This is a genomic window from Streptomyces sp. NPDC001480, assembly GCF_042894725.1.
GTDB lineage: Bacteria > Actinomycetota > Actinomycetes > Streptomycetales > Streptomycetaceae > Streptomyces.
Genome location: NZ_JBIAVX010000019.1, coordinates 91,801 through 106,367, shown reverse-complemented (window position 1 = coordinate 106,367; position 14,567 = coordinate 91,801). Strand labels below are relative to the sequence as shown.

Sequence of the window (14,567 nt, the reverse complement as noted above, 5' to 3'; positions counted from 1 at the left end):
ACGTGCTCGCAGGGCCGATTGTCAGTGGCGGGATCTACCTTCGGTGGCATGACTGAGCAGGGGGTGCGCTGGACCGCGGAGCAGGTGCTGGCACTGGCGCCTGACGCCGCGTCACGCAAGGCGGGGAGCAGGCTCGGCGTGGCCGGGCCGTGGTCCGGGACGGGCAGTGCCGACGAGGGGACGGTGTGGGGGCTGTGCAAGGGCAGTGGCAGCAGGCCGTATCAGACGGTCGTCGACATCGCGGACGCGGCCGGGCCCGCGTACAAGTGCAGTTGCCCGAGCCGGAAGTTCCCGTGCAAGCACGCGCTCGGTCTGCTGCTGCTGTGGGCGGGTGGGGACGGCGCGGTGCCCAGGGCGGCGGGGGCGCCGGACTGGGCGGAGCAGTGGATCTCCGGCAGACGTAAGCGCTCGGAGGACAAGCGGGCTGGTGACGGCGGCGGTTCCGGTTCGGGGGCCGCCGATCCGGAGGCGGCCCGGCGCCGGGCGGAGCGCCGGGCCGAGCGGGTCACCGCGGGCGCGACGGAGCTGGAGCAGCGGCTGGCGGATCTGCTGCGCGGCGGCCTGGCCTCGGCGGAGTCGGCGGGGTACGGGCTGTGGGAGGAGACCGCGGCCCGCATGGTCGACGCCCAGGCGCCTGGGCTGGCCGCGCGGGTGCGGGAGCTGGGGGCGATACCGGCGTCCGGACCGGGCTGGCCGGTGCGGCTGTTGGAGGAGTGCGCGCTGCTGCACCTGCTCGACCAGGGCTGGTTGCGCCGGGAGCGGCTCCCGGACGGCCTCGCGGCGACGGTCCGCTCCCGCGTCGGCCTGCCCGCCGCCGCGGACGGCCCGCCGGTGCGCGACCGCTGGCTCGTCCTCGCCCAGTACGACACGTCCGACCCGAAGCTGACCACGCGCCGGATATGGCTGTACGGCGCCGAGTCGGGCCGTACGGCCCTGCTGCTGTCGTACGGTGCGGCCGGCCGTGCCCCTGAGCTGGCGCTGCCGGTCGGACTGGTCCTGGACGCCGAGGTGTCCGTGTATCCGGGCGCGGGGCAGTTGCGGGCGGCGCTGGGCGAGCGGTTCGCCGCGCCCGTGTCCGCGGGGGTCCGGCCGCCGGGTCTGACCACGGCCGAGGCTGCCGCGCGGTACGGCGAGGCCCTGCGGGCCGATCCCTGGCTGGACGCGGTTCCGGTCACGCTGGACCGGGTCGTGCCGGCCGCGGCCGGTGATTCCTGGCAACTGGCGGACGCCGACACCGACTCGGCGCTCCCCCTCACCCCCGGCGCGCACTCCCGCCCGGGCCTGTGGCGCCTCGTCGCCCTCTCCGGCGGCGCTCCCGTCAAGGTGTTCGGCGAGTGCGGCCACCGGGGTTTCACTCCCCTGACGGCCTGGCCGGCGGGGGCGGGCGAGGCGGTGGCGCTTTGCTGACGGGGCGAACGCACGCATATCGCCCGCCCCAGGGGACACCCGACGTGGGTAACCCTTCAACCACTTCGCCGGGCCGCCCACCGACCGAGAGGCACGTCATGAACAGCACTCCCGCTGCGACGGGCACTCCCGCTCCAACGGACGCGCCCGTCGCGGGTGTCTGGGAGGAGCTCGTCACCGCGGCCCTGCTCGGTACCGACCGGCGTCCACCGGCCGGGGGCGCGCCGGGGCGGGAGGCGCCGGTGGCGCTGTTGGACGCGGCGGCCGTGGAGACCGTACGGCGGCGGGCCGGGCTGCGTCCGGCACCGGCGGCCGAGCGGCCGGAACCGGCGCCCGAGGATCCGCGCCCCGTACTGCCCGACCCGGCGGCGCGCAGGCTGGCGATGCTGCTGGCCGACCGCCCCGGCACGGGCGGGGGCGGCCGCCGGGGCACCTCGCCCGACCTCATGGAGCTGCTGCCCCAGTGGCTGGCGGCGGCGAACAGGCGCGGATACGCCCCGCCCCCGCAGGCGCTGCCCGCGCTGCTGGACGCGGCCCGGGGCCGTACGGACCTGCGCCCGGCGGTGCTGGAGTTCGCGGGGTCGCGGGCGCTGTGGCTGGCCCGGCTGAACCCGGACTGGCGGTTCGCCCTGCGCGCGGCGCCCGGTGGCGGCGCGGCGCTGCCGGACCCCGACGACGCCGACGGGGTGCGCCGGCTCTGGGAGGAGGGGCTGTTCGCCGAGCGGGTCGCGCTGCTCGCGGCGGTCCGGGCGCACCGACCGGCGGTCGCGCGCGAGTTGCTGGCGGGCACGTGGGCGACGGAGCGCGCGGAGGACCGGCTGATGTTCCTCGACTCGCTGCGCGCGGGGCTCGCCGCGGACGACGAGCCCTTCCTGGAGCAGGCGCTGGCCGACCGCAGCCGCAACGTACGGGCGACGGCCGCGGAGTTGCTGTCCGCGCTGCCCGGGTCGGCGCTCGCCGCACGGATGGCGGTGCGGGCCGGGGCCTGTGTGGCCGTCGATCACACACGGGACAGGGCGACGATCGTGGTCGAAGCACCGCTTGAGTGCGACACGAGGATGGAGAGAGACGGTGTAGTGCCCAAACCTCCTACGGGTAGAGGAGAAAGGTCGTGGTGGCTGGGTCAGTTGGTGGAAGCGGCACCGCTCGGGACCTGGTCGGCACGGCTCGGCGGGCGCACACCTCAGGAGATCGTGGCGCTGCCGGTCGCGGACGACTGGCTGGGCGAGTTGCACGCGGCCTGGTGCCGCGCGGCGGTGCGGCAGCGGGACGCCGAGTGGTCCCGGGCCCTGCTCGGCCGGCCGTCGGCACCCGAGGCGGGTGGGCCCGGGGCGGTCTCGCTGGCCGAGCGGGCCAAGCTGCTGGGCACGCTGGGCGCGGAGGAACGCGCCGCGTGGGTGGCGGGGTTCATCGCGACGCACGGGCTGTCGGAGGCGTTCCAGCTGCTCGGGATGTGCACGGTGCCGTGGGCCGCTCCGCTCGGGCGGGCGGTGGTGGACGCCTTGAACATCGCTCGGGACGCGGGGAGTTACCCATGGAGTTTCAGTGGAGTGATGGGCCTGGCCGAGCGGTGCCTGGACCCGGCGGAGGCCGCACGGCTGGACGGGCTGCTGGCGGTGCCGGACGAGCGGGAGGACGCGTCGCCGGGGGCCGGAGGGTACTGGGCGGAGGCGTTCCAACGGCTCGTCACGACACTGCGCCTGCGCGCGGCGATGGCGGACGAGCTGGGTGCGGGCTAGTGCCCCGGCCGGGCGCCGCGGCGCGGCGAGCATTGCCTGCCGGGGCGCTGCGTCGCCTGGCCGGCGCGCCGCCCCGCCCGGGTCTGCCGTCCGAGGCGCTACGCCTCCGCGGGCTGGCGCACGTTCTCCCGGACCCACTCCACGATCGACGCCGTGGTGGCGCCGGGTGTGAAGATCTCCGCGACGCCCTTCTCCTTCAGGGGGGCGATGTCCGCCTCGGGGATGATGCCGCCGCCGAAGACCAGGATGTCCTCGGCGTCGCGCTCCTTGAGGAGGTCGATGACCGCCGCGAAGAGGGTGTTGTGGGCGCCGGAGAGGATGGACAGGCCGATCGCGTCGGCGTCCTCCTGGATCGCGGTGTCGACGATCTGCTCCGGTGTCTGGTGGAGGCCGGTGTAGATGACCTCCATGCCGGCGTCGCGCAGCGCCCGCGCGATCACCTTGGCGCCGCGGTCGTGGCCGTCGAGCCCCGGCTTGGCGACCACCACGCGGATCGGACCGGCTGCCACACCCATGACTGCCTCCATGAAGCGAGAAGTGAACGAACGTTATCTACAGGATCCCGCAACCGCCAGTTTCACGGCGTGGACCGAGGGGGAAATCACACGGTGGGACACGTTCGGGAGCCGCGGCGTGGTCCACGGGGTCACGAAAGGCACGTTGGACAGGCAGGGCAGGACGCCGCGGGCGCCGCGTGCCCCACGTCTCTCACGCGGGCCACTCGCGCCCCGTCGACCGCGCTTCTCGTGGCATCCCATGAGGGCACACGGGGGGCGGAGCCGTCCTCCGGCGTGCCGACAGGAGGCCGGCCATGATGGTCACCAGGGCACTGGACCCCATACTTCCGCTCTGCCGCCGTCTCGTGCCGGACAGAATCGCCGGCCTGTCCCTGGCGCTCCTGAAGGCGACCGCCCTGGAAGCCGCGATCCTCGCGGGGCATGTGCTGCTGTATCCGACCGGCATCCTCCCGGAGCGCCGCTCCCCCGTCGTGGCGGTGCCGGACGGCGGCGCGAAGCTGCCGGTGCAGGAGCGGCCGCCGGTCGTCCTGCTGCACGGCTTCGTCGACAACCGCTCGGTCTTCTTGCTGCTGCGCCGCAATCTCCTCCAGCACGGCAGGCAGCGGATCGAGTCGCTCAACTACTCGCCGCTGACCCGGGACATCCGTGCCGCGGCGGAGCTGCTGGGCCGGCACATAGAGGAGGTCTGCGAGCGGACCGGCAGTCCGCAGGTCGACGTGGTGGGCCACAGCCTCGGCGGGCTGATCGCGCGCTACTACGTGCAGCGGCTCGGCGGTGACCGCCGGGTCCGCACGCTCGTGACGCTGGGCAGCCCGCACGGCGGCACCCGGGTCGTGCCGCTGGCGAACGCGCACCCGATCGTGCGCCAGATGCGCCCCGAGTCCGAGCTGATCGAGGAGCTCACCCGGCCGGCGCCCGGCTGCCGTACGCACTTCGTCAGCTTCTGGAGCGATCTGGACTCCCTGATGGACCCGCTGGAAACCGCCCGTATCGACCATCCCGACCTGATGGCGCTGAATGTGCCGGTGACGGGGATCGGGCATCTCGCCCTGCCGGTGCATCCGGCCGTCGCGTCCGGGATACGGCAGGCCCTCGACAGCGAGCGGCCGGCGGCACACTCCGGGAAACGAAGGAAGGGACTCACGGTCGCGTCCTGAACCCGGCTCGCCCCGCTCGATCACGGGCGTGCGGGGCGGTGCGACAGCCGTCCGGAGCGGCCCGTCCACCGGGCGGACACCCGTCCGGCTTCGAACGTCCTTCGAACACAAAGCCAAACCCGCGCCCATCGTCCCCCGAAACACGGCCGAATGCCCGTTTCCTACGAACGTGAAACCGGCCGAAGATTGTCGCGCCCGCGTACCGCCGGGTACAGTCGCCGCACTGCTCTGCCAGCCCCTGTTGTCGAGGCGAAAGAGAAGTTGGTGAACGACCGTCACCCGTCGGGGACCATGACCACCCCGGCTCCGGCTTCCGACGCCGCCTCCGCGCACTGTGCGCCCCACGGCGGCCAGGAAACCCAGTACGGCGACTTCACCACGTACGACGGGTACGGCGCCACCGGTTTCGAGACCGGCGCCCACGCCACCACGGCCTACGACTCCGATCCGCTCTTCGGCAGTCTCCCGGGCAACGGCCACACCACCGGCGCCTACGACGCCACGCAGTGGACGACCGGCGCCGGCCAGAACGCGCACTACGACCCGTACGCGGCCCAGCACCACAGCGCTTACGACTCCGGCACCTACGACGCCACCGCTTGGACGACCGGCCAGCAGCAGTTCGTCGGCATCCCGCACCAGGCGACGTCCCCGGACGTCAGCGGCCAGTGGGAAGCGAACGCCTGGCTCCAGCCCGACCAGTCCGGGGCCACGCCCGACCTCACCCAGCAGTGGGAGTGGGGCACGCAGGCCTTCGACACCGGCGCGTACGACGCCACGCAGTGGAACTCCGACGGCACCGCCACGGCCACCGAGCCCGAGTCCTACGAGCAGCCCTTCGACCAGCAGGGGACCGCCACCTTCGAGCAGGTCTCCTACGAGGGGTACGAGGAACAGGTCTCCTACGAGGAGAACGCCGAGGCGGAACAGGTCACGGACGGCGACGAGTTGACCGCGACCGGCGAGCTGCCCGCCGTCGCCACCCTGCTCGACGACCAGGAAGAGGTCACCCCGGCGCCGCCCCGGCCGGGCTCCCGCAGCGCGGCCCGCTCCCGTCGCCGTACACCTCCCAAGCGCTCCGCCCTGCTGACCGTCGCCGTGCCGTCGGTCTGTGTGATGGGGGTCGCCGGGATCGCCGCCGCTTCCGTCGGCAGCCTGACCGACGACGGCGGCAAGGACACCACGGCCAGCGCTTCGGACGCGCATGCGGTGAAACCGTCCATCGCCAACAGCAAGCTGGACTCCCAGCTCAGGACCCTCTCCGCCGGCGCCGACGATTTCGCCGACCGGGCCAGCCGGACGCAGGAGCGCATCGACCTCAAGGCCCAGCAGGCGGCCGACAAGAAGGCGGCGGCCGCGGAGGCGGCCCGCAAGGAGCGGCTGCGCCCCAAGTACGTCCTTCCGGTCGCGCAGAAAGGGCTCAGCGCCTATTTCGGCCAGGCGGGCGTGAACTGGATGTCGGTGCACACCGGCATCGACTTCCCCGTCTCGTACGGCACGACGGTGATGGCGGCGACCGACGGCACCGTCTCGACGAAGTGGAACAGCGCCTACGGCAACATGCTGATCCTGACGGCGAAGGACGGCACCCAGACCTGGTACTGCCACCTCTCCAGTTACCGGGTTCCCGCCGGCACGACCGTCAAAGCCGGGACTCCGATCGCGTACTCCGGGAACTCCGGCAACTCGACCGGCCCGCACCTGCACTTCGAGGTCCGGCCGGGCGGCGGAGCGGCCATAGACCCGCTGCCGTGGCTGCGCAGCCACGGGCTCGACCCGACGTAGGACCCCGGGGGCGCCGAGCCCCCGGAACCCCGGGCCTCGCCCCTACAGCTTCTCCACCGGCGCGTACCGCAGCAGCAGCCGCTTCGGCTTGGTGTCGCCGAAGTCGATCGTCGCCTCGGCGTTCGCGCCCGTGCCCTTCACCCCGACGACCGTGCCCAGCCCGAACTGGTCGTGCGTCACCCGGTCCCCGACGGCCAGCGCCACCACCGGCTTCTCCGAGGACCTGCGGGTGGCGAAGCCGGAGGCGCCCGACGCCGAGGAGCGCGAGCGGCTGGAGGACAGCGAGGCCGCCACTGCGGACGCCGGTCCGGAGGGCGTCGGGGCCGCAGCTCCCTTCCGCTTCCACTCCACGTGGGCGGGCGGGATCTCCTCCAGGAAACGGGAGGGCGGGTTGTAGGAGGGCTGGCCCCACGCGCTGCGCAGCGCCGACCGGGTCAGATACAGCCGCTCCCGCGCACGCGTGATGCCGACGTACGCCAGCCGCCGCTCCTCCTCCAGTTCCTTGGTCTGACCGAGGGCCCGCATGTGCGGGAAGACGCCGTCCTCCATGCCGGTCAGGAAGACCACCGGGAACTCCAGACCCTTGGCGGTGTGCAGGGTCATCAGCGTGATGACGCCGTCGCCGTCCTCCTCGTCCGGGATCTGGTCGGAGTCGGCGACCAGCGCGACCTGCTCCAGGAAGTCGGACAGGCCCACCGACTCGCCCTCGCCGCGCTCCTGCTCGAACTCCAGCGCCACTGCCGCGAGTTCCTGGAGGTTCTCGATGCGGGTCTCGTCCTGCGGGTCGGTGGATGCCTGCAACTCGGCCAGGTATCCGGTGCGTTCGAGTATGGCTTCCAGGACGGTGGCCGGGCCCGCGCCGGACTCGACGATCGTACGGAGCTCTTCCATCAGCACGTTGAACCGCTTGACCGCGTTCGTCGACCGCGCCGCCATGCCGTACGCCTCGTCGACCCGCTTCAGCGCCTGCGGGAAGCTGATCTTCTCCCGCTGGGCGAGGGCGTCGATCATCGCCTCGGCGCGCTCACCGATGCCACGCTTGGGCACGTTGAGGATGCGGCGCAGCGGGACGGAGTCCTCCGGGTTGGCGAGGACACGCAGGTAGGCCAGGACGTCCCGGACCTCCTTGCGCTCGTAGAAGCGGACACCGCCGACGACCTTGTAGGGCAGGCCGACGCGGATGAAGACCTCTTCGAAGACACGGGACTGGGCGTTGGTGCGGTAGAAGACGGCGACGTCCGAGGCCTTCGCCTCGCCCGCGTCCGTGAGGCGGTCTATCTCGTCGGCGACGAACTGCGCCTCGTCGTGCTCGGTGTCGGCGACGTAGCCGGTGATGCGCGCGCCCGCGCCCGCGTTGGTCCACAGGTTCTTGGGGCGGCGGGACTCGTTGCGCTCGATGACCGCGTTGGCCGCGGAGAGGATCGTCTGGGTGGAGCGGTAGTTCTGCTCCAGCAGGATCGTCGTCGCGTCCGGGTAGTCCTCCTCGAACTGGAGGATGTTGCGGATGGTCGCGCCGCGGAAGGCGTAGATCGACTGGTCGGCGTCGCCCACCACGCACAGCTCGGCGGGCGTCAGGTCGTCCGGGCCGGGCGGCACGTCCGCCGGGTGCTCGGAGGTGCCGACGAGCTCGCGCACGAGCGCGTACTGGGCGTGGTTGGTGTCCTGGTACTCGTCGACCAGGACGTGGCGGAAGCGGCGGCGGTAGTGCTCGGCGACGTCCGGGAAGGCGCGCAGCAGGTTGACCGTCGTCATGATCAGGTCGTCGAAGTCGAGGGCGTTGGCCTCGCGCAGCCGCGACTGGTACAGGGCGTAGGCCTGGGCGAGGGTCTTCTCGAAGCCGTCGGCGGCCTGGGCGGCGAAGTCCTCCTCGTCGATCAGCTCGTTCTTCAGGTTGGAGATCTTGGCGCTGAAGGACTTCGGCGGGTAGCGCTTCGGGTCGAGCTCCAGGTCGCGGCAGACCAGGGCCATCAGGCGCTTGGAGTCGGCGGCGTCGTAGATCGAGAACGACGAGGTGAAGCCGAGCTTCTTGCTCTCCCGGCGCAGGATGCGCACGCACGCGCTGTGGAAGGTCATCACCCACATCGCGTTCGCGCGCGGGCCGACGAGCTGCTCGACGCGCTCCTTCATCTCGCCGGCGGCCTTGTTGGTGAAGGTGATCGCCAGGATCTGGCCCGGGTGGACGCCCCGCTCGCCGAGCAGGTGGGCGATGCGGTGGGTGAGCACGCGCGTCTTGCCGGAGCCGGCGCCGGCCACGATGAGCAGCGGGGAGCCGGCGTGGACCACTGCCGCGCGCTGGTTCTCGTTCAGCCCCTCCAGGAGCGCGGCCGCGTCGATCGCCGGGCGCGGGGCACCGTCGCGGTAGTACGCGTCCCGGTCCGGCGGCACGTCGAACTTCCCGCCGAACAGATCGTCCGGAACCGGCTCCGGAGCGTGATCGTCCTCGGGCGGCGGCGGGGGTTCCTCGTCGTGCCCGCGAGGGGCCTGGAGGTCCGCCAGGAAGCTGTCGTCAAAGAGGCTGCTCATCGCTCTCCGAGTCTAGGGCGCCCCACCGACAACCGGCCGCCGCCCTCGGAACTTGGCCGGGGAACGATCTCCTCACCCTGCGGAACCACATGGTCACGACAACGACACACCCGTCTCGTGTCACGAAAATGTATCGGACATATAGTGCACCAACCTTCACATGAGTCACACGAGTTGGCTAGCGTTCCGCCAGGCCGTACGACCCCCACCGGCGAACCCCGCCGGGCCGCGCGGCCTCCGCCGAGTCCGGTGCGCCCCTCGCGGCAGCCGGAGCCGGGGACCCACCGAGACCTTGGGGTGAATCGGCCCGACATCCCCACCGGGGACGACGGCCGTAGGGCAACCCTTCCGAACCACCCGCCCGAACCCGACAGCTAACCCGGTAGGCGGAACATTGGAAGGAGTCGCCTCCCTTGGCGTCGCACCGCAAGCGCCCCTCGGGTGGGGCAGGCATACGCAAGCCCGCCCTCGCCACCGCCGCCCTCACCTCCGTCGCCCTGCTCTCCCAGACGGCCAACGCCGCCCCCTCCACCCCCTCCACCGACGGCAAGCCGAGCATGGAAGAGGTCGAGAAGAAGGTCGACGACCTGTACCGGCAGGCGGGGTCGGCGACCGAGAAGTACAACGCGGCCAAGGAGACGACCGGCAAGCAGCGCCGGCGCGTCGACTCGCTCCTCGACGAGGTGGCCAAGCGCACGGAGAGGCTGAACAAGGCGCGCGAGAAGCTGGGTTCGTTCGCCGCCGCCCAGTACCGGACCGGGGCCGCCGCTCCCGACACCGCCACCTTCCTGCTCGCGGACACCCCGCAGGACTACTTCGACCAGGCCCAGCTGATGAGCCGGCTGACCAAGCGGCAGAAGAACGCGGTCGACGACTACGTCACCGAGCAGTCCGCGACCATGAAGAAGCGGCAGGAGGCCACCGAGAGCCTCCAGACGCTGACCGACTCCCAGCACGACCTCCAGGCCGCCAAGGCGACCGTCCAGAAGAAGCTCGCGACGGCGCGCGAGCTGCTGTCCACACTGACGGCGCAGGAGAAGGCGCGGCTCGCGGCGATCGAGCAGCAGAAGCGGGAGGAGGCCGCGCGCAAGGCGGCGGAGCTCGCGAAGGAGCAGGCGGCGGCGCAGGCGAAGGCGCAGCAGCAGAGCAGCGCCTCGTCGGACACCTCGACCTCGACGGGCTCCGCGTCGGACTCGTCCACGTCGACCTCGCCGTCCTCGCCGACCTCCTCGTCCTCCGCCAAGGCCGCGAACGCGATCGCGTTCGCCCGCGCGCAGATCGGCAAGCCGTACGTCTGGGGCGCCACCGGCCCCGGCTCCTACGACTGCTCCGGCCTCACCCAGGCCGCCTGGAAGGCCGCCGGCGTCAGCCTGCCGCGCACCACCTACGACCAGGTCAACGCCGGAACCACGGTCTCCCTCGCCAACGCCCAGCCCGGTGATCTGGTCTTCTTCTACGACGACGTGAGCCACGTCGGCATCTACATCGGCAACGGCATGATGATCCACGCCCCCAAGCCCGGCGCGTACGTCCGTGAAGAGTCGATCTACTACGGCGGCGAATCGATCATCCACAGCGTGGTGCGTCCGGCCTGAGCCGGCGGGCGCCTAGCATCGGGCTCATGCCGGGCTCCCTCTCACCATTACGCGTCTGGTGGGCCCGGCGTTCACCGGCAGCCGGTGCCGCTGTCATGGCGACCGGGATCGTGTCGGTGGGGTTGCAGCCGGCCGGTCACGAGGTGCTGTCCCGGGCCGCCCTGGGGCTGGCCTGCGCCGCCTGGCTGGGGTTCGCGGCCGGTTTCACCCTGCGGCTGCTGCACGAGCGGGAGCGGTGGGCGGCGGAGGCGGAGACGCCGAGCTCGCTCACCGCGGTGGCCGCCACGGCGGTGCTGGGCACCCGGTTCTCGCTGCTGGGCCGGCCGGTCCTGGCCGAGGCGCTGCTCGCGCTGGCGGTCGTGCTCTGGCCGGTGCTGCTCGTCCACGTCCTGCGGCGGTGGGAGCGGCGCATGCCGGGGGCGGTGTTCCTGGGCTGTGTGGCCACGGAGTCGATCGCCGTACTGGGAGCCGTGCTGGCCGCCGCGACGGCCACGGCGTGGCTCGCGCACACCGCGCTCGTGCTGTTCTGGCTGGGACTGGTGTTCTACGGGTTCGCCCTCGCCCGGTTCGATCCGCGGCAGCTGCTCGAAGGCGCCGGGGACCAGTGGATCAGCGGCGGCGCGCTCGCCGTCTCGGCGCTGGCCGGCGCGCGGCTGGTCGCCGCCGACGGTGGGCGCCTGTACCTGTGGAGCGGCGACGACCAGGGCGTCCTGCGCACCGTGACCGTCGCGCTGCTCGTGCTGGACTGGGCCTGCTATGTCGTCCTGCTGGTCACGGAGGCGGTGCGGCCGCGGCCGGGCTACGACGTGCGGCGCTGGTCGACGGTGTTCCCCATGGGCATGACCGCGGCGGCCACGCTGTCGGTCGGCACCGCCCTGGGGATCCCGTGGCTGCGCGGGCCCGGGGTCGTGCTGGTGTGGATCTCGGTGGCGGCGTGGCTCGTGGTCGGCGTGGGCGCGGTCAGGTCCACAGCACGGCGATGAAGATGTTCGCCGTGGTCAGCAGGCCGACCAGTCCGAAGAGGTTCTTGTCCACCCGCTCCTCGTCCCGCTTCACGTAGACCAGTCCGAGGATCACGATCAGCAGGGCCAGCTTCACACCGATCTTGACGGTGTTGACATGGTGGTCGTCGGCCTCGTTGAGCCCGACCAGGATCACGCCGGTCGCCAGCATGGTGAAGGCGCCGTGCAGCATGGCCGGGACGAAGCGGGCCTCGCCGCGTCCCATCGCCTTCATCTGGGTCAGGAAGCCGCCGAGGAGCGCGGCGATGCCGACGATGTGCAGGCCGACGAAGAGATGGATGAGTACGTCCATGAAGCCGGAGCCTAATGGGCCGCATATATGCGCCCCATAGCACCCCATGGTCGGCACGCGCCCGGGAAACCGCCGCATCGGTCAGCGCATCGCCCGAAGGCGGCGACTGTGGGCCCGGGGCTCGGTCAGGTGCGGACATCCGACGGTCCGGTGGGTTCAGTTGCGTACATCGCGTTACCACCCCGTCACAGTCGGGTTTAGCGTCCTCCACCAGGTGACCGGCTCCCCACCGCCGCCCGGGCCAGGGGCGGCAGTCGGACACCACCGCCGAGAAAGGTCCGGCGGCGGCCCGTTGCCCCTGTGCGGGCCGCCGCCGGGCGCGTGAACCGCTCCCCACGGCGGTCCTACGAGAGGACGTGACGGTCCAGGTGGCAGCGCACCGCAAGCCCAGACAGCGCCCGCTCAGCGGCAACACCGCCCGGACGGCGGTCACCATCGCCCTGGCGGGCGCGGCGACCGCGACGGGCTTCGACGGCACCGGGCACGCCGCGCCGCAGCTGACACCGGCCGAGGTCAAGGCCAAGGTGGACAAGCTGTACCAGGAGGCGGAGGTCGCCACCGAGAAGTACAACGGCGCGCAGGAGCAGGCGGACACGGCCCAGCGACGACTGAACACGCTGCGGGACCAGGCCGCCCGCAAACAGGAGAAGCTGAACTCGGCCCGCGACGCGCTCGGTTCGATCGCCACGGCGCAGTACCGCGGCGGCGGCATCGACCCCGCACTGCAACTGGCCCTGTCCGACGACCCCGACCAGTACCTGGACGGGGCCGCGTTCGCCGAACGGGCCGGCGACCGCCAGGCGCACGCCGTGGCGCGGGTACGGAAGCGGATGCGGGAGATCGAGCAGCTGCGGGGCGCCGCCCACGTCGAGCTGCGGTCACTCAGGTCCCGGCAGGCGGAGCTGAAGCGGCAGAAGAAGTCCGTCACCGAGAAGCTGGCCGAGGCGCGCCGGCTGCTGTCCCAACTGCCCTCGCAGGACCGCGCGTCAGCCCCTCCGGCCGCGGACGAGGCCACCCCGGCGGCGGCCCCCAACTCACGCGCCGCGGCGGCCGTCGCCTACGCCTACCGGGCCCTCGGCAGCCCCTACGTCTGGGGCGCCACAGGCCCCAACGCCTTCGACTGCTCAGGCCTGGCCCAGGCCGCGTACCGCTCCGCGGGCATCTCTCTGCCCCGCACGACCTACGCCCAGATCAACGCGGGCCGCCGTGTCTCACGGTCCGAACTCGCCCCGGGTGACCTGGTCTTCTTCTACTCCGGCATAAGCCACGTCGGCATCTACGTGGGCAACGGCCAGATGATCCACGCCCCGAACCCGTCCGCGCCGGTGCGGTTGGCGCCTGTCGACGAGATGCCGTTCGCGGGGGCTACGCGGGTGGCGTGAGGGCCGCCGAGGCGATGAACGCGGCCCAGGCGGGTCCGGTCACCGTGAACTGGGGGCTGTCGGGGCCGAGCTTCGAGTCCCGGACATGGATGGTGTGGGGGCAGGGGGCGACTTCGAGGCAGTTGCCGCCCTGATCATCGCTGTAGCTGGACTTTCGCCAGTCGAGGGCGGCTTCGAGGCAATTGCCACCTTCGGTGCCGCTGTAGCTTGACTTGAACCACTGCAGGTCCATGTTCATTGCCCCTCCGCCACCTTGCCGATGAATCGCGCGGATTCCAAAAGACTCAGCGCCTGCCGAAGGATCATCGCATGGCGCTGGGTGGCGACGCTGACGCGATCTGGGTCCGAGTAGAGCACGCCGGTCGTCTGCCCCTCTTCGTATCCAAGGTGCTCGTGTTCCGATGTCTCCAGCAAGACGAGCGGCCCGTTGAGCCCCGGATGCGCACCCACGATCGGCAGCACCTGCACGGTCACGTTCCGCTGCTCGGCCACGGCCAGTAGGTGCCGCAACTGACGCAAGTGCGCATCCGTCCCTCCGACCTTGTTCCGCAGCGCCGACTCACCGATGACAAAGCTGAAAGATCGGGTCTGCTTCGCCAGAAGATCCTGCCGCTTGAGCCGGGCTGTCACACGCTCCTCGACCGTTTCGTCATCCAGGGGCGGCCAGTGAGCCTTGAGCAGGGAGCGGGCGGTGTCCTCCGTCTGCAGAAGTCCGGGAATGAGCAACGGCTCGTACGAGCTCAGCGAGATGGCCTCGGACTCATACCGGATGAAGTCCTGCGAGAACGTTGGAAACGGCTCCGGCTTCAGGTACTCCTGCGCGGCAACGAGCTTCCCACCCGCCCCGCACACCTGATCAGCGACCTGCAAGAACCGGAGCGTGGGCCGACGGCGGCCGTTCTCCATCGACTTGACGTACTCATAGTCGTAACCGGCCTCCTTGGCCAGCGCCTCCCGCCCGACGCCTGCCTCCGCACGCCACATCTTGATCTGGCTGCCGCAGTACCGCCAGGCGATCGGCGGCTGGGAGTTCACCTCTGTCGACACGCACACCTCCGCCGGGTCCACGCCGGGTACGTCGCTCGCCGTACCCATGCCGCTACTCGTGAGGCTAGGCACAACCCGAGACCGTGATCTGGCAGAACGT

At 71.8% G+C, this 14,567-nt stretch carries 12 protein-coding genes and 1 riboswitch; of the genes, 7 read left to right on the top strand and 5 right to left on the bottom strand.

The annotated features are described in order from the left end of the window. Positions 1–48: 48 nt before the first annotated feature. Both ACFY01_RS37455 and ACFY01_RS37450 read left to right on the top strand, forming a co-directional pair. On the top strand, positions 49–1,407 hold the full coding sequence (locus tag ACFY01_RS37455) for an SWIM zinc finger family protein (RefSeq protein WP_390740236.1): 1,359 nt from the start codon (positions 49–51) through the stop codon (positions 1,405–1,407). A 98-nt stretch (positions 1,408–1,505) separates the two neighbouring features. Next, positions 1,506–3,146: a DUF5691 domain-containing protein gene (locus ACFY01_RS37450; protein ID WP_390740235.1), complete on the top strand. Its 1,641-nt coding sequence runs from the start codon at positions 1,506–1,508 to the stop codon at positions 3,144–3,146. A gap of 98 nt (positions 3,147–3,244) precedes the next feature. On the opposite strand, the gene ACFY01_RS37445 is transcribed toward ACFY01_RS37450, so the two are convergent. Next, positions 3,245–3,661 (bottom strand): cobalamin B12-binding domain-containing protein, encoded by a 417-nt coding sequence (locus ACFY01_RS37445; protein ID WP_390740234.1) that lies wholly within the window; start codon positions 3,659–3,661, stop codon positions 3,245–3,247. Between the two features lie 296 nt (positions 3,662–3,957). Between ACFY01_RS37445 and ACFY01_RS37440 the strand changes: the two genes are divergently transcribed. Beyond that, positions 3,958–4,821, top strand: a complete 864-nt coding sequence (locus ACFY01_RS37440; protein WP_390740233.1) for an esterase/lipase family protein — start codon at positions 3,958–3,960, stop codon at positions 4,819–4,821. A gap of 264 nt (positions 4,822–5,085) precedes the next feature. Further along, the gene (locus ACFY01_RS37435) at positions 5,086–6,606 is read left to right on the top strand and encodes a M23 family metallopeptidase (RefSeq protein WP_390740232.1); all 1,521 of its coding nucleotides are present in this window, start codon (positions 5,086–5,088) and stop codon (positions 6,604–6,606) included. A 42-nt stretch (positions 6,607–6,648) separates the two neighbouring features. Here the strand turns inward: ACFY01_RS37435 and pcrA are convergent, their stop codons facing one another. Further along, positions 6,649–9,129 carry a DNA helicase PcrA gene (gene pcrA / locus ACFY01_RS37430; RefSeq protein ID WP_390740231.1) on the bottom strand — a complete coding sequence of 827 codons (2,481 nt, stop codon included), beginning with the start codon at positions 9,127–9,129 and terminating at the stop codon, positions 6,649–6,651. A gap of 228 nt (positions 9,130–9,357) precedes the next feature. Next, positions 9,358–9,535, top strand: a riboswitch (cyclic di-AMP (ydaO/yuaA leader). A gap of 7 nt (positions 9,536–9,542) precedes the next feature. On the opposite strand from pcrA, the gene ACFY01_RS37425 reads away from it, so the two are divergent. After that, positions 9,543–10,724: an NlpC/P60 family protein gene (locus tag ACFY01_RS37425; protein WP_390740230.1), complete on the top strand. Its 1,182-nt coding sequence runs from the start codon at positions 9,543–9,545 to the stop codon at positions 10,722–10,724. A gap of 26 nt (positions 10,725–10,750) precedes the next feature. Beyond that, a complete protein-coding gene (locus tag ACFY01_RS37420; RefSeq protein WP_390740229.1) occupies positions 10,751–11,707 on the top strand; it encodes a tellurite resistance/C4-dicarboxylate transporter family protein in 957 nt (318 codons plus the stop codon). On the opposite strand, the gene ACFY01_RS37415 is transcribed toward ACFY01_RS37420, so the two are convergent. Then, entirely contained in the window at positions 11,685–12,038 is a 354-nt protein-coding gene (locus tag ACFY01_RS37415) for a hypothetical protein (protein WP_132856166.1), read from the bottom strand. The genes ACFY01_RS37420 and ACFY01_RS37415 overlap by 23 nt on opposite strands. Before the next feature lie 368 nt (positions 12,039–12,406). On the opposite strand from ACFY01_RS37415, the gene ACFY01_RS37410 reads away from it, so the two are divergent. Continuing rightward, positions 12,407–13,420 (top strand): NlpC/P60 family protein, encoded by a 1,014-nt coding sequence (locus ACFY01_RS37410; RefSeq protein WP_390740314.1) that lies wholly within the window; start codon positions 12,407–12,409, stop codon positions 13,418–13,420. Here the strand turns inward: ACFY01_RS37410 and ACFY01_RS37405 are convergent. Next, positions 13,404–13,658 (bottom strand): DUF397 domain-containing protein, encoded by a 255-nt coding sequence (locus ACFY01_RS37405; protein WP_390740228.1) that lies wholly within the window; start codon positions 13,656–13,658, stop codon positions 13,404–13,406. The genes ACFY01_RS37410 and ACFY01_RS37405 overlap by 17 nt on opposite strands. Next, complete coding sequence (locus ACFY01_RS37400) at positions 13,655–14,515, bottom strand: helix-turn-helix domain-containing protein (protein ID WP_390740227.1); 861 nt, start codon at positions 14,513–14,515, stop codon at positions 13,655–13,657. The genes ACFY01_RS37405 and ACFY01_RS37400 overlap by 4 nt, the downstream gene beginning before the upstream one ends. Positions 14,516–14,567 lie beyond the last annotated feature (52 nt).